The organism is Paenibacillus amylolyticus (assembly GCF_047302515.1).
GTDB classification, from domain to species: Bacteria; Bacillota; Bacilli; order Paenibacillales; family Paenibacillaceae; genus Paenibacillus; species Paenibacillus amylolyticus_G.
Window position 1 is genome coordinate 404,666 of the sequence record NZ_CP168019.1, and the last position, 25,618, is coordinate 430,283.

At 47.9% G+C, this 25,618-nt stretch carries 19 protein-coding genes, 9 tRNA genes, 3 rRNA genes and 1 other annotated feature; all 31 genes read left to right on the plus strand.

Going from position 1 to position 25,618, the window contains the following annotated elements; all coding sequences use genetic code 11:
• Positions 1 to 98: 98 nt before the first annotated feature.
• Entirely contained in the window at positions 99 to 1,349 is a 1,251-nt protein-coding gene (locus tag ACDJ59_RS01860; RefSeq protein WP_413407442.1) for an Rne/Rng family ribonuclease, read from the plus strand.
• Between the two features lie 56 nt (positions 1,350 to 1,405).
• Positions 1,406 to 1,490: a sequence feature (ribosomal protein L21 leader region), on the plus strand.
• A 14-nt stretch (positions 1,491 to 1,504) separates the two neighbouring features.
• Positions 1,505 to 1,816 carry a 50S ribosomal protein L21 gene (rplU, locus tag ACDJ59_RS01865; protein WP_017692620.1) on the plus strand — a complete coding sequence of 104 codons (312 nt, stop codon included), beginning with the start codon at positions 1,505 to 1,507 and terminating at the stop codon, positions 1,814 to 1,816.
• A gap of 14 nt (positions 1,817 to 1,830) precedes the next feature.
• On the plus strand, positions 1,831 to 2,160 hold the full coding sequence (locus ACDJ59_RS01870; RefSeq protein WP_036605912.1) for a ribosomal-processing cysteine protease Prp: 330 nt from the start codon (positions 1,831 to 1,833) through the stop codon (positions 2,158 to 2,160).
• 23 nt (positions 2,161 to 2,183) lie between these two features.
• Positions 2,184 to 2,495 (plus strand): 50S ribosomal protein L27, encoded by a 312-nt coding sequence (gene rpmA / locus ACDJ59_RS01875; RefSeq protein WP_017692622.1) that lies wholly within the window; start codon positions 2,184 to 2,186, stop codon positions 2,493 to 2,495.
• Positions 2,496 to 2,585: 90 nt separating this feature from the next.
• Positions 2,586 to 3,383 carry a Spo0B domain-containing protein gene (locus ACDJ59_RS01880; protein ID WP_413407444.1) on the plus strand — a complete coding sequence of 266 codons (798 nt, stop codon included), beginning with the start codon at positions 2,586 to 2,588 and terminating at the stop codon, positions 3,381 to 3,383.
• 17 nt (positions 3,384 to 3,400) lie between these two features.
• Positions 3,401 to 4,711: a GTPase ObgE gene (obgE, locus tag ACDJ59_RS01885; RefSeq protein ID WP_413407445.1), complete on the plus strand. Its 1,311-nt coding sequence runs from the start codon at positions 3,401 to 3,403 to the stop codon at positions 4,709 to 4,711.
• A gap of 228 nt (positions 4,712 to 4,939) precedes the next feature.
• Complete coding sequence (locus ACDJ59_RS01890) at positions 4,940 to 5,377, plus strand: ACT domain-containing protein (RefSeq protein ID WP_211084557.1); 438 nt, start codon at positions 4,940 to 4,942, stop codon at positions 5,375 to 5,377.
• Between the two features lie 58 nt (positions 5,378 to 5,435).
• Positions 5,436 to 6,722, plus strand: coding sequence for a homoserine dehydrogenase (locus tag ACDJ59_RS01895; protein WP_017692626.1), 1,287 nt, complete (start codon positions 5,436 to 5,438; stop codon positions 6,720 to 6,722).
• Positions 6,723 to 6,837: 115 nt separating this feature from the next.
• Positions 6,838 to 7,908 (plus strand): threonine synthase, encoded by a 1,071-nt coding sequence (thrC, locus tag ACDJ59_RS01900; RefSeq protein ID WP_413407446.1) that lies wholly within the window; start codon positions 6,838 to 6,840, stop codon positions 7,906 to 7,908.
• A complete protein-coding gene (gene thrB, locus ACDJ59_RS01905; RefSeq protein ID WP_413407447.1) occupies positions 7,905 to 8,873 on the plus strand; it encodes a homoserine kinase in 969 nt (322 codons plus the stop codon). The genes thrC and thrB overlap by 4 nt, the downstream gene beginning before the upstream one ends.
• Positions 8,870 to 9,742 carry a prephenate dehydratase gene (pheA, locus tag ACDJ59_RS01910; RefSeq protein WP_413407448.1) on the plus strand — a complete coding sequence of 291 codons (873 nt, stop codon included), beginning with the start codon at positions 8,870 to 8,872 and terminating at the stop codon, positions 9,740 to 9,742. The genes thrB and pheA overlap by 4 nt, the downstream gene beginning before the upstream one ends.
• A 148-nt stretch (positions 9,743 to 9,890) precedes the next feature.
• Positions 9,891 to 10,775 (plus strand): branched-chain-amino-acid transaminase, encoded by an 885-nt coding sequence (ilvE, locus tag ACDJ59_RS01915; protein WP_413407449.1) that lies wholly within the window; start codon positions 9,891 to 9,893, stop codon positions 10,773 to 10,775.
• Positions 10,776 to 10,970: 195 nt separating this feature from the next.
• Positions 10,971 to 12,593 (plus strand): LysM peptidoglycan-binding domain-containing protein, encoded by a 1,623-nt coding sequence (locus tag ACDJ59_RS01920; RefSeq protein ID WP_413407450.1) that lies wholly within the window; start codon positions 10,971 to 10,973, stop codon positions 12,591 to 12,593.
• A 548-nt stretch (positions 12,594 to 13,141) separates the two neighbouring features.
• Positions 13,142 to 14,694: ribosomal RNA gene (locus tag ACDJ59_RS01925) — 16S ribosomal RNA — on the plus strand.
• 308 nt (positions 14,695 to 15,002) lie between these two features.
• Positions 15,003 to 17,928 (plus strand): 23S ribosomal RNA (locus ACDJ59_RS01930).
• A 74-nt stretch (positions 17,929 to 18,002) separates the two neighbouring features.
• A 5S ribosomal RNA gene (rrf, locus tag ACDJ59_RS01935) occupies positions 18,003 to 18,119 on the plus strand.
• The 16S, 23S and 5S rRNA genes sit together here with 9 tRNA genes alongside, the layout of an rRNA operon.
• An 83-nt stretch (positions 18,120 to 18,202) precedes the next feature.
• Positions 18,203 to 18,278: transfer RNA gene (locus ACDJ59_RS01940), tRNA-Asn, on the plus strand.
• Positions 18,279 to 18,282: 4 nt separating this feature from the next.
• Positions 18,283 to 18,354: transfer RNA gene (locus tag ACDJ59_RS01945), tRNA-Glu, on the plus strand.
• 6 nt (positions 18,355 to 18,360) lie between these two features.
• A tRNA-Val gene (locus ACDJ59_RS01950) sits at positions 18,361 to 18,436 on the plus strand.
• Between the two features lie 17 nt (positions 18,437 to 18,453).
• A tRNA-Met gene (locus ACDJ59_RS01955) sits at positions 18,454 to 18,527 on the plus strand.
• A gap of 27 nt (positions 18,528 to 18,554) precedes the next feature.
• Positions 18,555 to 18,632 (plus strand) — tRNA-Asp (locus ACDJ59_RS01960).
• A 23-nt stretch (positions 18,633 to 18,655) separates the two neighbouring features.
• Positions 18,656 to 18,730: transfer RNA gene (locus ACDJ59_RS01965), tRNA-Gly, on the plus strand.
• Between the two features lie 6 nt (positions 18,731 to 18,736).
• A tRNA-Arg gene (locus tag ACDJ59_RS01970) sits at positions 18,737 to 18,813 on the plus strand.
• 16 nt (positions 18,814 to 18,829) lie between these two features.
• Positions 18,830 to 18,908 (plus strand) — tRNA-Leu (locus ACDJ59_RS01975).
• Positions 18,909 to 18,915: 7 nt separating this feature from the next.
• A tRNA-Pro gene (locus ACDJ59_RS01980) sits at positions 18,916 to 18,989 on the plus strand.
• A gap of 201 nt (positions 18,990 to 19,190) precedes the next feature.
• Complete coding sequence (locus ACDJ59_RS01985; protein ID WP_076320342.1) at positions 19,191 to 19,883, plus strand: BofC C-terminal domain-containing protein; 693 nt, start codon at positions 19,191 to 19,193, stop codon at positions 19,881 to 19,883.
• Between the two features lie 308 nt (positions 19,884 to 20,191).
• On the plus strand, positions 20,192 to 20,695 hold the full coding sequence (ruvC, locus tag ACDJ59_RS01990) for a crossover junction endodeoxyribonuclease RuvC (protein ID WP_017686765.1): 504 nt from the start codon (positions 20,192 to 20,194) through the stop codon (positions 20,693 to 20,695).
• The gene (gene ruvA / locus ACDJ59_RS01995) at positions 20,692 to 21,306 is read left to right on the plus strand and encodes a Holliday junction branch migration protein RuvA (RefSeq protein ID WP_036616866.1); all 615 of its coding nucleotides are present in this window, start codon (positions 20,692 to 20,694) and stop codon (positions 21,304 to 21,306) included. Before ruvC ends, ruvA begins: the two co-directional genes overlap by 4 nt.
• A gap of 55 nt (positions 21,307 to 21,361) precedes the next feature.
• Entirely contained in the window at positions 21,362 to 22,372 is a 1,011-nt protein-coding gene (gene ruvB, locus ACDJ59_RS02000) for a Holliday junction branch migration DNA helicase RuvB (protein ID WP_413407451.1), read from the plus strand.
• A gap of 105 nt (positions 22,373 to 22,477) precedes the next feature.
• The gene (locus tag ACDJ59_RS02005; RefSeq protein ID WP_413407454.1) at positions 22,478 to 24,565 is read left to right on the plus strand and encodes a SpoIID/LytB domain-containing protein; all 2,088 of its coding nucleotides are present in this window, start codon (positions 22,478 to 22,480) and stop codon (positions 24,563 to 24,565) included.
• Between the two features lie 6 nt (positions 24,566 to 24,571).
• On the plus strand, positions 24,572 to 25,600 hold the full coding sequence (gene queA / locus ACDJ59_RS02010) for a tRNA preQ1(34) S-adenosylmethionine ribosyltransferase-isomerase QueA (RefSeq protein ID WP_405170511.1): 1,029 nt from the start codon (positions 24,572 to 24,574) through the stop codon (positions 25,598 to 25,600).
• Positions 25,601 to 25,618: the final 18 nt, after the last annotated feature.

Below are 25,618 nucleotides of genomic sequence, written 5' to 3' on the forward strand. Positions count from 1 at the left end.
TGGACCTGTTCTGGAATGGGTTAATATATGTACAATGAGAATTGAAAAGATACTGAAATGGATGTGGATGATTTGAATTGTCTTCTAGAGGTGAAGCCATGAAACAAATGATAGTACATAATGAACATAACCTCATGCAAATGGCGCTTCTGGAAGAAGGCAAAGCTGTGGAATTTACGGCAGAGCGTACACGCGATCGTGGACTGCTGGGTTCCTTTTTCAAGGGACGGGTCGTGAATGTGTTACCAGGTATGCAGGCTGCTTTCGTGGATATTGGTCAGAAAAAGAATGCGTTTCTCTATGTGGACGATGTGTTGCATCCCCATCTGGAGAAACAGCCCAAGGTGAAGCCTTCCATCTCGGAGTTGCTTCGTCCGGGTCAGGAAGTCATTGTTCAGGTTCTGAAAGAACCGGTAGGAGGCAAGGGAGCCCGGGTGACGACTCATTATTCACTCCCGGGCCGTTGGCTTGTCTACATGCCTGTTGCTGACTATGTAGCGGTATCCAAGAAAATTGCCCGTGAAGGGGATCGTTCCCGTCTTAAGGCACTTGGGGAGCAACTGAGGCGGGATGAAGAAGGACTTATTATTCGGACCGTATCTGGAGAAGAGCAGCATGAAGCCATTAAGTCGGACTTGGAAACATTACGCGCGCAGTGGTATCTGATTCGTGAAAAAGCGGACAGTTTGCCTTCACCAAGCCTCTTGCATCGGGATCATAGCATGGTACAGCGAATCATCAGAGATGTGTATACGCCAGGGAGTGACGAAGTCATCACTGATAGTGAAGGACAAGCCCGTGAAGTAAAAGCATTGCTCGAAGAGATTAGTCCTGGTCATCAACCCAAAGTACAGGTGTATCGGGGAACAGAATCCATCTTTGCTGCCTATGGTGTGCAGGAACAGTTGAATAAGGATTTTGCCCGGAAAGTGTGGTTGCCCGGAGGCGGATACATTGTCATTGATCATACCGAAGCTCTGACTGTAGTGGATGTGAACACAGGCAAATATACGGGAGCTGGCGGTGACAGTCTGGAAGAGACCGTGACAGAGACCAACATACAGGCAGCAGTGGAGATTGCCCGTCTGATGCGCCTGCGGGATATCGGTGGCATGATTATTGTCGACTTCATTGATATGGAGGAAGCCTCGAATCGGCATGAAGTCGCAGCAACCTTGGAGGGTGAGCTCAAGAAGGATCGGACCAAAGCGTTTGTAATGGGTTGGACCAAGCTGGGTTTGCTCGAACTTACCCGTAAGAAAGTGCGGGAAGAAAGTACGTTACCCTATGAGGAGCCATGTTCTTCCTGCCATGGTACGGGAAAAAGATATATTTCACCTTTGCATTGATTTTTGATATATTGCGTGATATAATCTTCAAGTATGTGTTTAGCCTAATGGTCTTGCACATGCTGTAACCGCACTGGCCGGGTATAAGAACAGTTCCGTAAGGACACTGTCACCTGAGAACGGGCGAGTCTGAGACATGAGGAGGTGCAAGGCAAATGTACGCAATTATTGAAACAGGCGGCAAACAGTACAAAGTCCAAGAGGGCGATGTTCTGTTCATCGAGAAATTGACTGCGAACGATGGCGAAAGCGTAACGTTCGACCGTGTCCTGGCTGTATCTAACGATCAAGGTTTGACAGCAGGTACACCATTGATTTCCGGAGCTACTGTAACGGCTAAAGTGGAGAAACATGGCAAAGGACAAAAGGTTATCGTATACAAATACAAACCTAAAAAGAACTACCATGTGAAGCAAGGTCACCGTCAACCGTACACTAAAGTAACTATCGAAACAATCAAAGCGTAAAGAAGGTGCGATAAGTGATTATCGTTCAAATCTTTCGTGATGAGGACGGGAACATCGAACGTTTTTCTATCGAAGGGCATGCTAATTTTGCCAAGCGGGGAGAAGACATCGTATGTGCCGGGGTATCCGCTGTTACAGTGGGTACGGTGAACTCGATTGAAACATTGACCGGTGTCGAAATGGATGCCAAGATGAAGAATGGCTTTTTAAGCGGTTCTTTACCTTTGTTAGAGAGAGGGGAAACCTGGTCCCAGGTACAATTGTTACTCGAATCCATGGTGGTTATGCTCTCTAATATTGCAGAGTCATACGGGAAGTATATTAAAATACAGCAATTCAAATAAGCAAAGAAGGAGGACAACCAATCATGTTGAAATTAAATCTTCAGTTATTCGCATCGAAAAAAGGTGTAGGTTCCACGAAGAACGGACGTGACAGTAATGCTCAACGTCTGGGTGTTAAACGTGCTGATGGTCAAACTGTAACTGGTGGTAGCATTCTCGTTCGCCAACGCGGAACGAAAATTCACCCAGGAACTAACGTTGGCATCGGTAAAGATGACACTTTGTTCGCGAAAATCGACGGCGTTGTAAAATTCGAACGTTGGGGACGCGATCGCAAAAAAGTAAGCATCTATCCTGTTAATGTTGCTCCTGTAGCAGCAGCAGTAGAAGCGTAATATCGGCATTCCGCCTAAGGAGCCTTCGGCATTTTTGCCGAAGGTTTTTTGTATTCTACGGTTATTCGATAATGAACTGGCAGAAAAGACATGTTATACTTGGTTACGGTGGGTGTAGACCAACCGAGTTTTGTAGAACGGGGAGAAGCCATGAAATCTTGGAAAAGAGTGCCGTGGATTGCGGCATGTTCACTTCTGATTCCTTTGGTTTTCGTTATGTTGTATCCGGCGATGATCTCAAGCGTCGTGTGCGCATTGTGGTCCGTCGCAGTATTGCTCATTTCTGTGAATGCGATGAAGAAACAGGCGGAGGCGGAACGCAGAGCCATCATACAATCCATGGAAAAAACAGCAATTGCTTCATTAAATCATCATCGACACGACTGGATGAACGACCTTCAGGTGTTATATGGATATCTTCGGCTGGGCAAACTTGATAAATCCTTGCAATGTGTGGAAAGAATAAAAGAGCGGGTTACAGAAGAAAGCCGAATCTCCAGATTAGGCATTCCTTCCCTCGTATTTTATCTTCAGTCTTTTCGCGCCAGTGGAATCGCGCTGGACTTGCATGTGGAAATAGAAGATGAGTTGCAGCTTAGTGCTCTGGTCTCTCCCGAGGATGGCGAGTCACTTACCGGGGCGATTGCTGATGCAATCAGGGCCTATCAATATGGCGGCGGCCGGTCTTCTTGGGGAGAGGTTCGCAAACTGACCTTGAACTTCGGACAGGATCATGGAGATGTGGTTGTCCGACTGGATGGGGATCAAACACCCGATCCGGAAACACTGCGGCAGCTTACTGCCGTACTCAAAGGAAAAAAAGTCAGAACGGAGCAGATTCCGTCTGAGGATACGTTTATACAATTCAGAATGCCGTGTGGAATATAGGAAGAAGGGGTTAACCAATGTTTGTAGATAAAGCGAAGATTTATGTAAAAGCCGGAGACGGAGGGGACGGAATTATTTCGTTCCGTCGTGAGAAGTATGTACCAAACGGCGGACCTGCCGGGGGCGATGGAGGCAGAGGAGCTGACATCATTTTCCGCGTGGATGAAGGTTTGCGGACGTTGATGGATTTCCGTTACCAGCGTCACTTCAAGGCCCCACGTGGTGAGAAGGGACGTAACAAAAGTCAGCATGGTGCAAACGCGGAGAACATGATTGTGCGCATTCCACCAGGAACAATCATTTTGGATGAAGACAGTGGAGAAGTACTGGCGGATATGACACGTCACGGTCAACAGGTTGTTATTGCTCGTGGTGGTCGGGGCGGACGGGGTAACATCCGATTTGCTACACCGAACAATCCTGCACCTGAACTTGCCGAGAATGGTGAAGAAGGACAAGAGCGTTACATCGTACTCGAACTGAAAGTTATGGCAGATGTTGGTCTGGTTGGTTTCCCGAGTGTCGGGAAATCCACATTGCTTTCTGTCGTTTCGTCAGCCAAGCCAAAGATCGGGGCATACCATTTCACAACCATTACACCGAATCTGGGTGTAGTCGGTGTAGGAGAAGGCCGAAGCTTTGTCATGGCCGATTTGCCTGGACTGATTGAAGGTGCGCATGAAGGAGTCGGACTGGGACATGAGTTCCTGCGTCATGTTGAGCGTACTCGTATTATTGTTCATGTCGTAGATATGTCGGGTTCGGAAGGACGCGATCCTTTTGAAGACTGGCAGAAAATCAATGACGAATTGAAGTTGTACAATCCGCTTCTCGCTGAGAGAACGCAAATTGTAGCAGCTAACAAGATGGATATGCCAGACTCTGAAGCGAACCTGGAGCAATTTTTACAGCAAGTTCGTGAAGCTCAACCTGATATTGAAGTGATGCCAATTTCATCCTTGACTCGTAAAGGGATTCAAGAGCTCTTGTATCGTGCCGCTGATCTGTTGGATCAGGTTCCAGATGAACGAGTGGTTGAAGAGGTAGCAGATGTATCTGAACGTAAAGTATACAGTCTGGACAAAAAAGAAGACGATGGTTTCAAAATTGTGCGTGAGAATGAAATGTTCGTTGTCGAAAGTGCCAAGATTGATCGCATGATGAAACGGATGCAATTGAACTCACATGAAGCAATATTGAAACTCGCACGTACACTGCGTTATATGGGTGTGGACGCTGAGTTGCGTAAGCGCGGAGCTGTAGAAGGCACCATCGTGCGTATTGGAGACTTTGAATTCGAATTCGTGGAAGGCAGCAGTTACTACTAAGTAGCCGTCTTCCGTGGAGAGACAGATCGATATAGGAACGCAGAGAAGTGGGAAGTTGACCCGCAACTCTGCGTTTTTTTGTTTTTTCCTGACATGGGAGAGGGAGAAACTTGTATACTGTGAGGAACGTATTTCAAAAAATAGGCGTGTCATGTATTGCCCTTTTGTCATAGATCCTATATAATGTCCACTATATGAATACATGAGTCTTTGAGGAGAGGACGTTCTGTGAACGAACGCTATTACTTAGTACGGGAAGATATTTTACCAGAGGCAGTGGTGAAGACCATGCAGGTAAAAGAACTACTGGCTTCTGGTGATGTTAAAACAGTGCATGAGGCAGTTGAAAAGGTCGGATTAAGCCGGAGTGCCTTTTACAAGTACAAGGATGGAATACATCTAATCAACCAGCTTGAGCGCGAGAGAATTGTAACGATCTCCATTGATCTGGAGCATCAGTCGGGTATCTTGTCTCGTGTGCTTGGACATGTAGCTGGTTATGGAGCTAATGTACTCACAATTAATCAGAGTATCCCGCTTCAGGGAAGAGCCAATGTTGTCATTTCGGTGGAAACAACACATCTTCATGGCGAAATCGGTGAAATGCTGGATCGAATGCAAGATATGCCTGGAGTAAGACGCACACGTATTGTAGGCCAAGGGTAATTAGGCTTTAACATACAGGACTGACGGACAAGAATAGACATTAGGGGGTAGATCGTTAGTGAAACCAGTAAAAGTCGGATTGTTGGGTCTGGGAACTGTCGGAACGGGAGTCGTTCGCATTGTGGAAGGGAATCAGGAGGATCTGAGCAGTCAGGTTGGATCGCCGATTGTCATCGAGAAGATCGCAGTGAAAAATACAGAGAAAGAACGTGTTATTGCTGTAGACCGTGCCAAGCTTACGGAAGATCCTTGGGAAGTCATTCGTCATCCGGATATTGATGTCATCGTTGAAGTCATGGGCGGCATTGATCAGACGAAGGAGTATATTCTTGAAGCGTTGGAACGTGGGAAGCATATCGTAACAGCAAACAAAGATCTCATGGCACTTCATGGTACAGAGATTTTGGCGAAGGCACAGGAAAAACAATGTGACGTGTTCTATGAGGCGAGTGTTGCTGGAGGGATTCCGATCATTCGTACGCTGATTGAAGGTTTCTCTTCTGACCGGATTACCCGCATTATGGGGATTGTGAACGGAACAACGAACTTTATTCTGACCAAAATGAGTCAGGAGGGTGCATCCTATGAAGAAGTACTGGCTGAAGCACAGGCTCTGGGATACGCCGAATCCGATCCAACTTCCGATGTGGAGGGACTTGACGCAGCTCGCAAAATGGCGATCTTGAGTACACTCGGTTTCCGCACCAATGTGGAGTTGAAGGATGTAACCGTTAAAGGAATATCCTCCGTGACTCGTGAAGACATTATGTATGCCAAAAGACTGGGCTATGAGATGAAGTTACTTGGTATTGCGGACCGTATTGGCGATGAGATCACGATCAGCGTTCAGCCGACGATGGTTAGACAGAATCACCCGATTGCTTCAGTCAACGGTGTGTTCAACGCAGTATATGTACATGGTGAAGCTGTAGGGGAGACGATGTTCTACGGTGCGGGTGCGGGAGAACTCCCAACGGCAACTTCGGTTGTAGCTGACATTGTGGCGGTTACCAAAAACCTTAAACTTGGCGTGAACGGTCTCAAGGCAATTGTGCCTTATAAGATTAAGCGACTACAAAGCGACGAGCAGATCGTGTCGAAAAACTTTATTTTACTACACGTAGACGACAAAGCCGGTGTATTGGCACAAATCACACAAATTTTCGCAGAATATGATGTCAGTCTGGCGTCGGTTGTTCAACAGCCGAATGAGCACAACCCGGATGCAGAGATCATTATCGTTACACATAATGCAAGTAAGGCAAGCATGGATAAAGTGTTAAAACATTTTGAATCACTCAGCGTCATTCGCCGCATTAAGAGTGTTTACCGGGTCGAAGGATAATTGTCCTTATCCCATACGGCATCTCAATTATTTCAGTTATAACGTATAAGTTAATCATGTCCGGTTCAACAGGTCATCATTTCTGATTATTAAAACATAAAGGAGTTTACCCACAATGAGATATCAAGGACTTTTGCAAACGTACAGAGAGCACCTTCCAGTTAATGAAAATACACCCCTGCTTACACTTCAGGAAGGAAATACACCGTTGATTCATGCAGAGAATCTGTCTGAGGAACTTGGCTTGAATGTTTACTTCAAATACGAAGGCTTGAATCCTACGGGTTCTTTCAAAGACCGCGGAATGGTTATGGCTGTTGCCAAAGCACTGGAAGAGGGCAGTCGCACGATCATGTGTGCATCCACAGGTAATACATCAGCAGCGGCAGCGGCTTATGCCGCACGTGGTGGTCTCAATTGTATTGTGCTGATCCCGAATAACAACATTGCACTGGGTAAACTGGCCCAAGCCATGATCTATGGCGCCAAAGTGATTGCGATCAATGGTAACTTTGACCGTGCACTGGAGATTGTGCGTGAGATCACAGCCAAACATCCGATCACACTTGTAAACTCTGTGAATCCGTTCCGGATTGAAGGACAGAAGACAGCAGCGTTTGAAGTAATTGAACAACTTGGCGAAGCGCCTGACGTTCTGGCTATTCCAGTCGGTAATGCGGGGAATATCTCGGCGTATTGGAAAGGTTTCAAAGAATATAAAGAGGCAGGCAAATCCAGCACGCTTCCACGTATGGTTGGTTTCGAAGCAGAAGGTGCGATGGCCATTGTCAAAGGTGAGCCGATCCTTGAACCTGAAACAGTAGCAACAGCAATTCGAATCGGTAATCCGGCGAGCTGGAAAACGGCAGTAGCTGCAGCTGAGGAATCTGGTGGACAGATTAACTATGTAACGGATGAACAAATACTGACGGCGTATCGTACACTTGCTTCTCGGGAAGGAATTTTTGCTGAACCTGCTTCTGCTGCTTCCCTTGCCGGTGTATACAAACTGAAGAGTGAAGGGTACTTTAAAGGCGGAGAGACTGTAGTTTGTGTACTGACAGGTAATGGCCTGAAAGATCCTAATATTGCGATCAAAACAGTAGCGACTGAGCCACTTGTTGTTGAAGATACGGAAGAAGCAGTAATGGCGGCCATTGCACAACTGGAGCAGCAATCTGTATGAGTTTGCGTGAAAAGGTAACTGTAAAAATACCTGCAAGCACAGCCAATCTCGGTCCGGGGTTTGATACCCTGGGCATGGCATTGTCTTTGTATGCCTGGTTGGAAATGAAACCTGCCGAGCAGACAACATTTCATCTTCACGGCAATCATTTGACAGGCCTGCCTACAGATAAATCGAATTTGATTTACGAAGTGGCACAGATGGTATTCAATGAAGCCGGGGTGTCCTTACCTGAATTGGAGATTTCCATGTATTCCGATATTCCGCTCACGCGCGGGCTCGGGAGTAGTGCATCAGCCATCGTTGGGGCATTGGCAGCAGCGAATGTACTAATTGGCGCTCCTTTATCCGATGCCAAGCTTCTGGATATGGCCACATCCCTAGAGAAGCATCCTGATAATGTGGGAGCATCTCTGTATGGCGGTATTATTACGGCTGCATGGAATGGTCAACAGGTAGATCATATACGTATTGAACCACACCAGGATCTGCAGGCTTTGGTTATTGTACCTGAATTCCAGCTGTCTACTTCAAAAGCAAGGAATGTGATTCCAGAGCAATTTGGCATGTCTGATGTGGTGCATAACATTAGCAGATCCTCACTGCTCGTTGCCGCTTTGGCGAGTGGACGACTGGATATGATTCAGAAGGCGATGTCAGATCGAATTCACCAACCATATCGGGCATCATTGGTGCCAGGCATGGCTGAGATATTGGAACATGCCGTCGATCATGGAGCGTTGGGAGCTGCCCTGAGCGGAGCTGGACCGACCGTATTGACTTTGGTAGATCGTCATGACACCCGGAAAGAGGGATTGGAACAATATTTGCTGGACACCATGGAGCGGGAGGGCATATCTGCTTCTGCACTGTGGCTCGATCCGGATTTGGACGGTGTAACCGTGCTGCCTGATCAAGACGAACGTCCTTTTCTGGACAGAATCAAAGGGGAAGTTAATGCATGAAACGAATTGCAGTATTACCTGAAGGCTCAGTCTCTCATGAGGCAATTGATTTCCTTTTCAACGGGGAACCATTAAATTTGCTTCATTCCAAGCTGATTTCGGATGTGTTTAGAGCAACGGATAGCGGGAATGCAGAATACAGTGTCATTCCGATTGAAAATACAATTGAGGGTTCCGTTAGTCTGCATATGGACTGGCTTGTGAATGAAGTCGACATTCCAATGCAAGCGGAGTGGGTATACCCTTCCATCCAGAATGTCATTGGACATGGCTCGGAATTTAAGACAGAGAGCGGCGAGTATGACTTTGGTAGAATCACAAAGATTATGTCTCACCCTGTGGCTATTCCGCAGTGTCAGAATTTTATTCGGCTGCATTCGCCTGGGGCGGAGCTTGAAGGTGTGAACAGTACAGCCGAAGCTGTAGAAATTGTGAAAAAAAATCCGGGTAAGGGCTGGGTAGCGATCGGAACCAAGCTTGCAGCTCAGAAGCATGGCTTGGACATTATGGCTGAACGGGTTACAGATCATGACAACAACTACACCCGTTTTGTGCTCATTGGCCATGAACCTGTGAACATTCCACGTGAACCGGATCATGTAAAAACCAGCTTGCTGGTGACGTTGCCAGAAGATGCACCGGGAGCGTTGCATCAGGTATTGTCGGCTTTTGCATGGCGGAAGCTGAACTTGACTCGTCTCGAATCTCGTCCAACGAAGAAACGATTGGGCAGTTACTATTTTTACATTGATGTTGTGGAAACGGTCGATTCGGTATTGCTTACCGCAGCCATGGCAGAGATTGAAGCATTGAATTGTCAGGTGCGTGTTCTGGGTAGCTATCCTTGTTATACATATCCTTCGAGATAATTGACCTGATGGTGTTTGGGAATGTTAGAAGGTTGTCATAAGTCGGGGTAGAATGAGCGAGTAATGGCTTGTCATTTGGTGTACAATGGACGGGTTAATAACGTTTCGGAGTAAAGGGAATGGATATTTTATGGAGGTGCAGTCATCGGTGGCAGAACAATGGATCTATTTGGATGGTCAGTATGTGACCAAGGAGAACGCAACCGTTTCGGTGTATGATCATGGATTTTTGTATGGAGACGGGATTTTCGAAGGTATTCGGATCTATAATGGAAATATTTTCAGATGTAAGGCCCACTTGGATCGTTTGTATGATTCGGCAAAATCCATTAGTTTGAACATTCCGCTGTCCATTGATGAGATGCTGGAAGTCATGGCTGAAACGGTGCGCCGCAATGATATGCGTAATGGTTATATTCGTCTTATTGTATCGCGTGGCCCTGGTAATCTGGGGTTGGACCCGTTACGTTGCCCTAAGGCATCCGTAATCATCATCGTGGAGCAATTGGCGATCTATCCGGAGGAAGCGTATCTTACTGGATTGAAAGCCGTGTCGGTATCCCAACGCCGGAACATTCCGGACGCATTGAATCCGAAAATTAAATCGTTAAACTATCTGAATAACATCCTGGTTAAAATCCAGTCTAACTATTCAGGTGCTGGTGAAGCAATTATGCTGAACTCCCAAGGTTACGTAACTGAGGGTTCAAGTGATAACATCTTCATCATTAAAAATGGTGTAGTGTACACGCCGCCTTGTTATCTCGGAGCACTTGAAGGGATTACACGTCAAGCGATTATCGATCTATGTGGCGAACTGGAGCTGGAATTAAAAGAAGTACCATTCACCCTGCATGATGTGTATATCGCGGACGAAGTCTTTTTCACCGGGACAGCTGCAGAAGTTATCGCTGCATATGAAGTCGATGGAAGAACAATTGGCACGGGAGTAGCAGGTCCGGTAACGCTGAAACTGCTGGAAGCATTCCGTCAGATTGTTGACAAAGATGGATATAAAGTGTGGGAATCTTAAGTTAGAATTGCATAACATAGGGAACAGGAATCCTCCTTGTCCGATAAAATTCTGCATACCTGGCGTATGGGGATTTTAGAGACAGGAGGATTTTTTTTGTTTAGTTGATGTCATTAGCCCGGTTTCTGCATAGGATGTAGTAACGGTATGGGCGAATGTACTGCCCAAGTATGACGTCTAGGAGGTTAGTTCCCTGTGAAAATACACATGGTGAAAAAAGGCGACACATTATATCTGCTGTCCCAAAAATACAATGTAGCGCTGGACAAATTGATCGCGGCTAATCCGCAAATCACAAATCCCGACAAGCTGGATATTGGCATGAAGGTCAAAATCCCTGCCGAGCCAGTAACACCGAAACCGGAGGGTGTGCTCCACAGTCACAAGGTGCAGCAAGGAGATTCGTTATGGAAGTTGGCACAAGCCTGGGGAGTTCCTTTAAAAGATATGGTCAATGCCAATCCACAGTTGAAAAATCCGAATGCTCTGCTGGTGGGGGAGACAGTTTATATTCCATCTATTCACGCACAAGGAAACAGCACATCTAATTCGGGTGCCAGCAATATTGCTGCTCATGAAAAGTTGTCACCTGAAGGTAAGGAATACACGGGAGTCAAAGAACCGGAACCACCGGCTCCAGTTACGCCAACTCCCCCTGCTCCGGTAGCAGAGGTTCCTGTTCCGGTGCCTGCTCCACCACCAGCCAATACGGAGAAGCCGAATGTGAAGCCTGAACTGGAGGTACTGCCGCAGTTACCGGAGCTTCCTGAAGTGAAACCCGAAAAGGAAACGCACAAAAAAGAAGAGGTTAAACCCGAAGTTTATGTAAAACCGGTAGCAGAATCCAAGAAATACACAATGCCTAATCTATCGCCTGAAATTATGCCTTTGCCTGTAATGCCCAACACAAAGTCTCCAACTGAGGTTGCACCAGCAACGAAAAAGCCTTGTGGTTGTGGTAATAAGTTGCATCATGCGCCAGCCGAGCACCCTTATGCTCAAATCCAGGTTCCTGTACAAGAGGTGTACGGTGCTCAGCAAGACATGTACACGGCTGGAGCGAGTAACAATGCGTCGTTTCCAGGGATTCCGGAAGTTAGTCCTTATAGTGGCAGTGATCTGCCTAACAGTCCGTGGACTGGCGCGGAGCAGGGTTATAACCACAATAACGTTATGCCGAATCTGTCCGCAGACATGCAAAACAACTCATTTCCGATTGCGCCAGCTGGCGAAGTGAATAGTCCATTCCCAACGTATGCAGCACCTAGTCATATGAATCATCAGCCGCCTTTCATATCTCCATACTCAATGCTTCCGTACCCTCCATGCGGATGTGGCTCACATACACATATGCCTCAGTATACTTATCCTTCTCATGGTTATCAGGATCCGGCATGGAATATGTACGGTCCTTCGTACGGTATGCCGCCTGAAATGTCCACATCAACGATGCCAAACCAGCCTATTGAGTATGCTTATCAGAATCCGTACCCTACTCAGAACATGGTTCCCCCGTCCCCGCTTGGAGCATTTGGTGAAATGTATCCTCCTCAGGGGCAAGGGAAGGGTGGCAAAAAAGGGGGGCGTGAAGACGCTAACTTAAGTCAGGTAGCAATTGAAGAGGTTGGATCAGATTCGGAAGGGAAGTCCAAGCAAGCAGGGAGTAAGCCGGCCGCTGCAAAACGCAGAACAAGCAAGGCTCCTCTGAAGAATAAATCCAAGGTATCCGTGTCCGGGAAAACATCCAGAGAGGGTGCAGCTGCTTCCAACCAACGGAAATCTGATAAAAAGCGTCGTAATCCATGGATACAGAACTAACCTGGAGATTGCGATTGATGAATAAGTGAGGTGCCTGTTATATAAGCGGGAAGCCAGCTCTGTAATAGAGATCGGGCTTCCCGCTTACTTGAGTAAACATTGAGTTGCGTATAACGGAGATATAGTTGTTCAGGAAGTGCATAGAACGCATTTTATTGAGAAGTTGTTGTAAACCTTTTCATGAATGTGTTAAAATATTTGTACCCTATGAGCATGACCTAATATGATAGGACAAGATAGGGTACAGATATGATAGCTTTAGCTAATGTAAAACTACTAAAGAAAAGAAATGAAAAAAACTGTTGCATTACATTCAGCCGTATGATATATTATTTAAGTCGCCGCTGAAACACACGGCTGACACGGGAAACACAAGGGATAACAAAATAAGTTTGATCTTTGAAAACTGAACAACGAGTGAGTAAACATTCTGCTTGCAGAATGAAACGCGAAAGTTTGAAACAAGCCTTGGCTTGGATCGACTGGAGCACAAATGAGATTTTTAATCTCGTCAGATTCAAAATGAGCTTATCGCTCTTTTCAATACTTTATTGGAGAGTTTGATCCTGGCTCAGGACGAACGCTGGCGGCATGCCTAATACATGCAAGTCGAGCGGAGTTGATAGGAAGCTTGCTTCCTTGATACTTAGCGGCGGACGGGTGAGTAACACGTAGGCAACCTGCCCTCGAGTTTGGGACAACTACCGGAAACGGTAGCTAATACCGAATAATTGTTTTCTTCGCCTGAAGGAAACTGGAAAGACGGAGCAATCTGTCACTTGGGGATGGGCCTGCGGCGCATTAGCTAGTTGGTGAGGTAACGGCTCACCAAGGCGACGATGCGTAGCCGACCTGAGAGGGTGATCGGCCACACTGGGACTGAGACACGGCCCAGACTCCTACGGGAGGCAGCAGTAGGGAATCTTCCGCAATGGGCGAAAGCCTGACGGAGCAATGCCGCGTGAGTGATGAAGGTTTTCGGATCGTAAAGCTCTGTTGCCAGGGAAGAACGCTTGGGAGAGTAACTGCTCTCAAGGTGACGGTACCTGAGAAGAAAGCCCCGGCTAACTACGTGCCAGCAGCCGCGGTAATACGTAGGGGGCAAGCGTTGTCCGGAATTATTGGGCGTAAAGCGCGCGCAGGCGGTCATTTAAGTCTGGTGTTTAATCCCGGGGCTCAACCCCGGATCGCACTGGAAACTGGGTGACTTGAGTGCAGAAGAGGAGAGTGGAATTCCACGTGTAGCGGTGAAATGCGTAGATATGTGGAGGAACACCAGTGGCGAAGGCGACTCTCTGGGCTGTAACTGACGCTGAGGCGCGAAAGCGTGGGGAGCAAACAGGATTAGATACCCTGGTAGTCCACGCCGTAAACGATGAGTGCTAGGTGTTAGGGGTTTCGATACCCTTGGTGCCGAAGTTAACACATTAAGCACTCCGCCTGGGGAGTACGGTCGCAAGACTGAAACTCAAAGGAATTGACGGGGACCCGCACAAGCAGTGGAGTATGTGGTTTAATTCGAAGCAACGCGAAGAACCTTACCAGGTCTTGACATCCCTCTGATCGATGCAGAGATGTATCTTCCCTTCGGGACAGAGGAGACAGGTGGTGCATGGTTGTCGTCAGCTCGTGTCGTGAGATGTTGGGTTAAGTCCCGCAACGAGCGCAACCCTTATATTTAGTTGCCAGCACTTCGGGTGGGCACTCTAGATAGACTGCCGGTGACAAACCGGAGGAAGGTGGGGATGACGTCAAATCATCATGCCCCTTATGACCTGGGCTACACACGTACTACAATGGCCGGTACAACGGGCTGCGAAATCGCGAGATGGAGCCAATCCCAACAAAGCCGGTCTCAGTTCGGATTGCAGGCTGCAACTCGCCTGCATGAAGTCGGAATTGCTAGTAATCGCGGATCAGCATGCCGCGGTGAATACGTTCCCGGGTCTTGTACACACCGCCCGTCACACCACGAGAGTTTATAACACCCGAAGTCGGTGGGGTAACCGCAAGGAGCCAGCCGCCGAAGGTGGGATAGATGATTGGGGTGAAGTCGTAACAAGGTAGCCGTATCGGAAGGTGCGGCTGGATCACCTCCTTTCTATGGAGAATCGTTTCCCGAGTGGAAACATTCAAATACGCAGCTCAGCTGCAAAACACTCACTCGTTGCTCAGTTTTGAGAGCTCAAACTCTCAAACAGCTTGCTTTTGCATGGAGCTTGTTCTTTGAAAACTAGATATCGAAACGAAACAAACGCGAATTAGAACATTCCTTTAAGCTGAACTTGTGCAAACAAGTCAAGTGTATAAAGGTAGTTAAATTGCTTTTGTGATGGTATCGGGTGAGAGCGACTTTTGGCTTTGCGCAAGCAAAACAAGGGAAGCGAGCGACCGAAACCGGAACAAAATGGTTAAGCTACTAAGAGCACACGGAGGATGCCTAGGCGCTAGGAGCCGATGAAGGACGTGGCGAACAACGAAACTGCCTCGGGGAGCTGTAAGCAAGCTTTGATCCGGGGGTGTCCGAATGGGGAAACCCAGCTGGGGTAATTTCCAGTTACACCTAACTGAATACATAGGTTAGTGTGAGGCATACCAGGGGAACTGAAACATCTAAGTACCCTGAGGAAGAGAAAACAATAGTGATTCCGTCAGTAGCGGCGAGCGAACGCGGAGAAGCCCAAACCAGAGAGCTTGCTCTTTGGGGTTGTGGGACGTCTCACATGGAGTTACAAAGGAACCGGTTAAGCGAAGAGGTCTGGAAAGGCCCGCCAAAGAAGGTAAAAGCCCTGTAGTTGAAAGTCTGTTCCCTCCGAGACGGATCCCGAGTAGTGCGGGGCACGTGAAACCCCGTATGAATCCGGCAGGACCATCTGCCAAGGCTAAATACTTCCTAGCGACCGATAGTGAAGCAGTACCGTGAGGGAAAGGTGAAAAGCACCCCGGAAGGGGAGTGAAATAGAACCTGAAACCGTGTGCTTACAAAAAGTCAGAGCCCGTTTTAGGGGTGATGGCGTGCCTTTTGTAGAATGAACCGGCGAGTTACGTTCCCGTGCAAGGTTAAGGTGAAGAGCCGGAGCCGTAGCGAAAGCGAGTCTGAATAGGGCGACATAGTACGTGGACGTAGACCCGAAACCGGGTGATCTACCCCTGTCCAGGGTGAAGGTGCGGTAACACGCACTGGAGGCCCGAACCCACGCATGTTGAAAAATGCGGGGATGAGGTGGGGGTAGCGGAGAAATTCCAATCGAACTCGGAGATAGCTGGTTCTCCCCGAAATAGCTTTAGGGCTAGCCTCGGAAAACAGAGTCGTGGAGGTAGAGCACTGATTGGGTGCGGGGCCCGCAAGGGTTACCAAGCTCAGTCAAACTCCGAATGCCATAGACTTACTTCCGGGAGTCAGACAGTGAGTGCTAAGATCCATTGTCAAAAGGGAAACAGCCCAGACCATCAGCTAAGGTCCCCAAGTGTGTGTTAAGTGGGAAAGGATGTGGAGTTGCACAGACAACCAGGATGTTGGCTTAGAAGCAGCCACCATTGAAAGAGTGCGTAATAGCTCACTGGTCGAGTGACTCTGCGCCGAAAATGTAACGGGGCTAAACACACCACCGAAGCTATGGCTTGATGCTTTGCATCAGGGGTAGGGGAGCGTTGTATAAGGGTTGAAGGTGTACCGTAAGGAGCGCTGGACATTATACAAGTGAGAATGCCGGTATGAGTAACGAAAAGATCAGTGAGAATCTGATCCGCCGAAAGCCTAAGGGTTCCTGAGGAAGGCTCGTCCGCTCAGGGTAAGTCGGGACCTAAGGCGAGGCCGAAAGGCGTAGTCGAAGGACAACAGGTCGAAATTCCTGTACCACCGTAAGCCGTTATGAGCAATGGGGGGACGCAGTAGGGTAGTGACGCGGACTGATGGATGTCCGTCTAAGCAGTAAGGCTGATGTGTAGGCAAATCCGCACATTGTAAGGCTGAGCTGTGATGGGGAGCGAAAATTATAGTAGCGAAGGTCATGATCTCACACTGCCAAGAAAAGCCTCTAGCCAGGTGAAGGTGCCCGTACCGCAAACCGACACAGGTAGGCGAGAAGAGTATTCTAAGGCGCGCGGAAGAACTCTCGTTAAGGAACTCGGCAAAATGACCCCGTAACTTCGGGAGAAGGGGTGCCCCGGTAGTGTGAATAGCACGAGGGGGCCGCAGTGAAAAGGCCCAAGCGACTGTTTAGCAAAAACACAGGTCTGTGCGAAGCCGTAAGGCGAAGTATACGGGCTGACGCCTGCCCGGTGCTGGAAGGTTAAGGGGAGTGGTTAGGAGCAATCCGAAGCTGTGAACCGAAGCCCCAGTAAACGGCGGCCGTAACTATAACGGTCCTAAGGTAGCGAAATTCCTTGTCAGGTAAATTCTGACCCGCACGAATGGCGTAACGACTTGGGCGCTGTCTCAACGAGAGATCCGGTGAAATTTTAATACCTGTGAAGATGCAGGTTACCCGCGACAAGACGGAAAGACCCCATGGAGCTTTACTGCAGCTTGATATTGAATTTGGGTACGATCTGTACAGGATAGGTGGGAGCCTTTGAAACGTGAGCGCCAGCTTGCGTGGAGGCAACGTTGGGATACCACCCTGATCGTATCTAGGTTCTAACCTGGTACCGTAATCCGGTGCGGGGACAGTGTCAGGTGGGCAGTTTGACTGGGGCGGTCGCCTCCTAAAGAGTAACGGAGGCGCCCAAAGGTTCCCTCAGAATGGTTGGAAATCATTCGAAGAGTGCAAAGGCATAAGGGAGCTTGACTGCGAGACCTACAAGTCGAGCAGGGACGAAAGTCGGGCTTAGTGATCCGGTGGTACCGCATGGAAGGGCCATCGCTCAACGGATAAAAGCTACCCTGGGGATAACAGGCTTATCTCCCCCAAGAGTCCACATCGACGGGGAGGTTTGGCACCTCGATGTCGGCTCATCGCATCCTGGGGCTGAAGTAGGTCCCAAGGGTTGGGCTGTTCGCCCATTAAAGCGGTACGCGAGCTGGGTTCAGAACGTCGTGAGACAGTTCGGTCCCTATCTGTCGTGGGCGTAGGAAATTTGAGAGGAGCTGTCCTTAGTACGAGAGGACCGGGATGGACGTACCGCTGGTGTACCAGTTGTTCCGCCAGGAGCACCGCTGGGTAGCTATGTACGGACGGGATAAACGCTGAAAGCATCTAAGCGTGAAGCCCCCCTCAAGATGAGATTTCCCAGTATGTAAGACCCCTTGAAGACGACGAGGTAGATAGGCTGGGGGTGGAAGTGCAGCAATGCATGGAGCTGACCAGTACTAATCGGTCGAGGGCTTATCCAATAGCAAGTTGTAATTCGCGTGTTTCGTTTCGAATCTAGTTTTCAGAGAACGATCTCTGAAATGTAAGCTACGCGTTTGGTGGCGATGGCGGAGGGGTTCCACACGTACCCATCCCGAACACGACCGTTAAGCCCTCTAGCGCCGATGGTACTTGGACCGCAGGGTCCTGGGAGAGTAGGACGCCGCCAAGCGAACTCTTTCATCATACATAGAAAACAGGCTCTGCATGTTAATGTTGTACGATGAATTGCATTTGCACTGCAAATGCATATATTCCCTGATAGCTCAGTTGGTAGAGCACTCGACTGTTAATCGAGTTGTCACAGGTTCGAGCCCTGTTCGGGGAGCCATTAAGGCCCGTTGGTCAAGGGGTTAAGACACCTCCCTTTCACGGAGGTAACAGGGGTTCGAATCCCCTACGGGTCATATTATGGAGGCTTAGCTCAGCTGGGAGAGCATCTGCCTTACAAGCAGAGGGTCGGGGGTTCGATCCCCTCAGCCTCCACCATATAAACTTTATAACGACGCGGGGTGGAGCAGCCCGGTAGCTCGTCGGGCTCATAACCCGAAGGCCGCAGGTTCAAATCCTGCCCCCGCAATTATACTTTCCTTTGAGAAAGTGATCTGGAACCGTGGTGTAGTTGGCCTAACATGCCTGCCTGTCACGCAGGAGATCGCGGGTTCGAATCCCGTCGGTTCCGCCATTTTTATATTAATAATACCGTGTGCGGAAGTGGCTCAGCGGTAGAGCATCGCCTTGCCAAGGCGAGGGTCGCGGGTTCGATTCCCGTCTTCCGCTCCAATATTTGCGCCCTTAGCTCAGCTGGATAGAGCGTTTGACTACGAATCAAAAGGCCGGGAGTTCGAATCTCTCAGGGCGCGCCATTATAACTTCAAATTTGCCGGCGTGGCGGAATGGCAGACGCGCTCGACTCAAAATCGAGTGGGAAACCGTGGAGGTTCGAGTCCTCTCGCCGGTATATATAACGGGATGTAGCTCAGCTTGGTAGAGCACCTGGTTTGGGACCAGGGGGTCGCATGTTCAAATCGTGTCATCCCGATCTCTAAAAACACTATCTACAATTAGATAGTGTTTTTTTATATTTATCTATATAAGATTATATAAATGCAGGATCCGGTATTAACTATGACAAATTCTCTAAGCTAACACATGCGTGTTCCTTCTTCAGACAACAAGTTCTGTGCATAAAGCCTCAATCTTTAGGTCACAATAGGTTTAAAAAGTGATAGAAGGGGTTCATGTGAACACGTTTAACTTCAGAAAACAATTCAAGAGACGCTGGAGACGGTGGAAACGAACAGTATGGATGACGGCGGCTCTGCTTGCAGTTACCATATTGGCTTACAGCGGGTTGTCTATCTCATCGGCGATAGAGCGTTTGCTGACAACTAATTTTAGTGAGGCAACGAGTGTAATGGGCCCTGTTACGCAGGAAACAAGGTCTGAACAGGAGATTCAGGCGTTAGTAGAGCAACTTGATTCTGATCCGGATCATTTAACAAGTGTGGTTTTGGAGACACAGTACATCTGCGGAGTGGAAACAGAGCAGTTAGGCAAGATGGCTAGACCACAGTTGAAGATGCTGCTGGCTCAACATCCGGAATGGGATGCTACCGTTGGAACATCAGATGAGTTGCATTTGAAGCAACGTGTAGATGACCTTTCACCGCTTTGTAAACAACAGGCTTATATCAGCATAGATGCTGTAGGGAACCTTAATTTGTACGAGGGTAAGCCAGCAGAAGAGAAGGTTATTCGTACGTTCTTTCAATTGGATGTAGGGACGTTGGAAAGTTCTTTGCCTGAAGGCGTACTGGAGCAATTGCAGCAAGGTATTCGGATTCAGGACAAGGATGAATATGATAGCGTGATCTCTACGTTCAGTGACTATGCCGTAGATGAAGATCATCATTTAATCCGTAATGGCGGGTAATCCAAACGTCCTCACCTACGGTATTAAAATTGTGAAGTACTGAAACGATGGTGGCAATAGCAATAACATTGGTGGTTTACGTAACCAAGCGATAGAATCTAAAATACGTGGAATGTGGTGAAGGACATCGAAGAGATGTCCTTTTTGTCGTTTGAACTGAAATAGATGAAAATACGTATAAACATGTAAAAAATTCACGAATAAAGACGAGTAATCAGTTAAACAAAGTTTTTCCTGCCGCAGGGTCTATCTTTTGTTATAATGAAATGAACGATACATATGTTCGCTTTTGTGAGGGAGAGATGGTTTTGCGTTTTTTGGGAATTGACCCGGGTATTGCGATTGTTGGTTTTGGTTTTGTGGATAAAATCGGCAGTAAGGTGGTACCCGTACAATATGGATGTATTCAGACGGAAGCTCATACCCCTGAAGAGGAACGGTTGCTTCACGTATATGAAGGTATGGTGCAATTGATTGATAAATACAAACCGGACGCAGTAGCGCTGGAGAAGCTTTTTTTCAATCGGAACGTTACAACAGCGATGTCTGTCAGTCAGGCTAGAGGGGTCATGGTACTCGCTGCCGCACAGAAGGGTTTGCCTATTGCAGAGTATACGCCAATGCAGATCAAGCAGGCTGTTGTGGGGTACGGTAAAGCGGAGAAGAAACAAGTACAGGAGATGGTCAAAATGTTTTTGCGTCTTCAGGTCGTTCCTAAGCCGGATGACGTAGCTGATGCATTGGCTGTAGCCGTGTGCCACGCACACTCTTATACATTAAATTCCAAGTTGAATGAGGTATTGCGAAAATGATTGATTTTCTAAGAGGACAGTTCATTCATGTAGAGAATGATTATATTGTGCTGGATGTTCATGGTGTAGGGTATCGCGTATTCTGTCCAAATCCATTTGCGTTTGCGAAGCAAGAAGGCGAAATTACCGTGTACACTCACCATCATGTGCGTGAGGATGCGATGTTGCTGTTTGGATTTGTTACACGGGATGAGCAGCGTTTGTTCCGTAAACTGATTGAAGTATCCGGTATCGGTCCAAAAGTAGCTCTGGGCATACTCGCTGGAGGTACACCAGAACATGTGGTTACGGCGATTTATCAGGAGAATCTTACGTTCTTGACCAAATTGCCGGGCATCGGCAAGAAGACTGCACAACGCATGATTCTGGATCTCAAGGATAAGTTGGATAGCTTTGGCGCGGCAGCGTATGCAACAGGGTTGTTCGCTCCTCCGTCGGAAGAGTCGGGAAGTGGTTCAGCCTGGGATGAGGCACGTGAAGGTCTCAAGGCACTTGGGTATACTGACAGTGAGCTTGATAAAGTATGGCTCAAATTGAAAAAGGATGTTACTACAGCAGATTCCGTTGATGTGTTGATGAAAAAGGCGCTGCAAATGCTGTTTACGGGATAATACAAATTGCATATTATAATATAGCTGTAGCCTGCAAAAAAAGGTAGGGATGAACATGGATGATCGGATTATTTCCGCGAACCTGATGATGGAGGACCAAAATGTTGAGTTGAGTCTCCGTCCCAGGTATCTGAATGAATATATCGGGCAGAATCAGGTGAAGGAAAATTTAAAGATATATATTGAAGCTGCCAAATTTCGTAATGAGGCATTGGATCACGTTTTGTTATATGGACCACCTGGACTTGGTAAAACAACACTTGCCAATATTATTGCCAACGAATTGGGCGTTAATTTACGAACTACTTCAGGCCCGGCCATTGAACGCCCGGGTGATCTTGCAGCATTGTTAACCAATCTGCAGGAAGGCGATGTCTTGTTTATTGATGAGATTCATCGTTTGCATCGTACGGTTGAAGAAGTCATGTACCCTGCTATGGAAGATTCGGCATTGGATATTATGATTGGTAAAGGTCCAAGTGCACGTTCCGTTCGGCTGGATCTGCCATCATTCACTCTGATTGGGGCTACAACGCGTGCTGGCTTGCTGTCTGCGCCACTTCGAGACCGATTTGGTGTTATCAGTCGCTTGGAATTCTATACGGTTGATGAGCTGGCTTACATCGTCTCACGATCTACAGAAATTTTGGGTGTGGAGATTGTGGGAGATGCTGCTGAAGAGATTGCATTACGCTCACGTGGGACACCAAGGATCGCCAACCGTTTGTTAAAACGAGTACGCGACTTTGCACAGGTACGTGGTGATGGGATTATAACGCAGACACTGGCGGAAGAAGCGCTGCAACGTCTCCAGATCGATCCACGTGGCTTGGATGACATTGACCATAAGATGCTTAAATCTATGATCAACAGCTTCCGGGGAGGCCCGGTAGGCCTAGATACAATTGCCGCTACAATCGGTGAAGAAAGTCAGACCATCGAGGATGTCTATGAACCATATCTGCTTCAGATTGGTATGATTCAGCGTACACCAAGGGGCAGGATCGTAACAGATCTCGCTTATCATCACTTGGGTCTGCCTGTTCCACCAAGAGACGGGAAATAATCGAACCTGTTGAACATGCTCATTTGAACGTTCACCATAAACATTGAAATAATCACGTGTTAATCCGATATAAAATGAAAGAAATGCACGGAGAGGAGTCTGATTGTGGGAAAAGCAATACGAACGAAGAAGTGGAGTCGTCGATTGAAGGTACTGGCGGCAGCTCTTTTGACAGTGGGTTGTCTGCAAGTGCCTGCGTATGCAGCAGGAAATGATGGACAGACGATCCGGGTAGCCATGTTTGCGAATCTGGGTAGTACGTATAAATCAACTACACCACTCATTACGCTTGAATCGACGGGACAATGGAGCATCCAATCGGAGAGTGGCGCAAATGTAAGCCTTCCGGCAGGGCAAGTCCGTTTCAGTGCAGATGGATTCCGAGTGAAAGTGTTGGAAACAGCGGACTTTAAGGCAGCATCTGCAGCAGCAAAATTGTTGCAGGCAACCGCGGATAAACCTTTGCTGTTCACAACGTCTGTGAATGGAAATGCCATTTACCAGCTCTACACAGGCAACTATGCAACGGAGGCACTGGCTGGACAAGCTGTTACACGGGTACAAAAGGTAGCAGCAGCTCAATTGGCTGGTCAAAAGCCAGCTGTAACGGGAAGTAAACGCCTGTCTGCTGGAACCTATGGTTCGATTCAGGAAGCAGAGGCAGCACAAGCCAACCTTTTATCAGCAGGAGTTAGTAGTGCCTATCCAGTCCTTCAACTGAGTGGGGGAAGCCAAGCATACGCGGTATGGGTGGGTGAAGCTTCAACGGATGCGGAATTAACCGCATTGAAGAACAGTGTGGAAGCCAAAGCTCCGGGGGTAAGCCTTTCACCTGTCAACACTAATGCAGGGCTCATCATCCGCCAGGATGCAGGATTAAGTACGGATGCACTCAAAACAGCTCCGCATTACACCATTGCAGGTACTGAATCCAAAGCATTGGTACAAGGGAATGGCAATGGTATCAAAGTAGTGGAACGTTCCCAGCGAACGTATCGTGGAGATATGGAAATCAGCATCGTAAGTGGTGATCTGGCGTTGGTCAACGTCGTTCCACTGGAGCAATACCTGTACTCTGTTGTAGGGGCAGAGGTGTATTCCTCCTGGCCTGCTGAAGCTCTGAAAGTTCAAGCCGTAGCTGCTCGATCCTACGCGCTTCAACAGGGTGAACGTTTCAAAATTGCGAATGTCGTGGATACAACGCTCAGCCAAGCCTATAACGGGATTGGTTCGGAGAACGATAAAGTAACTAGCGCAGTGGATGCAACGGCTGGAGAAGTGGTCAAGAGCGGTGGGAAAATCATTGAAGCTGTATTCTCCTCCAATGCTGGCGGCCAGACGGCTCATCCTTCTGAGGTATGGAACGGCGGAGCAGGCGTGTTCACCAATGTGGTTAGCTCAGGAGATACATCAGCCCAGGCAGGATTACATACGTGGTACCATGTGCTGCTGGGTACAGGCGTTAGCGGGTACATTCGTGAGGACAACATCAAAGAATTAACGACCAAGACCAATGCAGGACTGGCAAAAGTGACGGTAACGGCTCAGAATACCAATGTGCGTGCCGTTCCGTTAATTCAATCCACCGTTGAACCTGTAGCCAAAATGAATCCAGGCAACGAAGCTGTTGTACTGGCAAAAGTAGCTCAATCCAACGATTATGCTTGGGTGAGAGGACCTTTCACGTCTGCCCAGTTGGTTAAATCCCTTCAGGGTAAAACAACAGCGTCTGTTCCTGCTTCAATCTCAACCTTGGAAGTGACCAAGCGTGGACCTTCCGGAAGAGCACTTGAAGTCACTGCCAACGGACAGGCTATGACGGTGAAATATGCCGATACATACCGCTCTGCGCTCGGTGGATTACCGAGCACTTTATTTGATATTGCAGGGACCGGAAGTTATACTGTATTAGGCGCTGACGGCAAAACAGCCAGTAAAACCGGCTCAAATGGTGCCTCTGTATTGTCTTCTTCTGGCGCAGGAACATCATCCGGTAATGCACTTGTAGTTATGAGTGGTGATGGTCAAGCGAGAGCGGTGACGCAGGGTCAGACCTTCATGTTCATCGGTCAGGGTAATGGCCACGGATTGGGCTTGTCCCAATGGGGAGCCAAAGGTATGGCAGATGAAGGGTATGATTACCAGGCAATATTGAAACACTATTATCAAAATGCGACTATTGTTAAGGAATGAAACTAAATGAATGTGAACTTATATGATTTTGAATTACCAGAGCAATTGATAGCACAGACACCGTTGCTTGATCGCACGGCATCCCGTTTGCTCACCTTGAACAAAGATAGTGGTGAGATTAATCATCAAACGTTTCCTGATATTATCGATTTTCTGAATCCCGGCGATACATTGATTCTGAATGATACACGTGTTCTACCAGCCCGTCTGTTCGGTACAAAAGAAGATACCGGAGCAAAAGCGGAAGTGTTATTGCTCAAAAATGTGGAAGGCGACAAGTGGGAAGCACTGGTTAAGCCGGGTAAAAAACTGAAAGCCGGTTCGGTCATCGTATTCGGTGAGGAACTCAAGGCAATCATTGAAGAAGAGGGCGAGATGGGGGCACGTACACTTACGTTTACGTATGATGGAATCTTCCAAGAGATTTTGGACCGTCTGGGTGAGATGCCGTTGCCACCTTATATCAAGGAGACATTGGATGACCGCGAACGGTACCAGACCGTGTATGCCAAGCATGAAGGATCGGCGGCTGCACCTACAGCAGGATTACACTTTACGGATGAGCTGCTGGACCAGATTCGTGCCAAAGGTGTTAATGTGGCCTTCATTACGCTTCACGTAGGACTGGGAACATTCAGACCAATGTCGGTTGACGTTGTTGAAGATCATGTTATGCATGAGGAGTATTACTCCTTGTCACAAGAAACGGCAGATCTGATTAACCAGACCAAAGCGAATGGACATCGTGTTTTTGCGGTTGGGACAACGAGCTGTCGGACTTTGGAAACGGTAGGCAGCAAATTTGAAAATGGAATACTGCAAGCGAGCAGCGGATGGACCAGCATTTTCATCTATCCGGGCTATTCCTTCAAAGTGATCGATGGGATGCTTACGAATTTTCATCTCCCGAAATCCACGTTGGTTATGTTGGTCAGTGCACTAGCAGGTAGGGAACATATTATGCAGGCATATGAGGAAGCCATCCAAGAGAAATACCGGTTCTTCAGCTTCGGCGATGCCATGTTGATATATTAGTATAACGATATAACGATT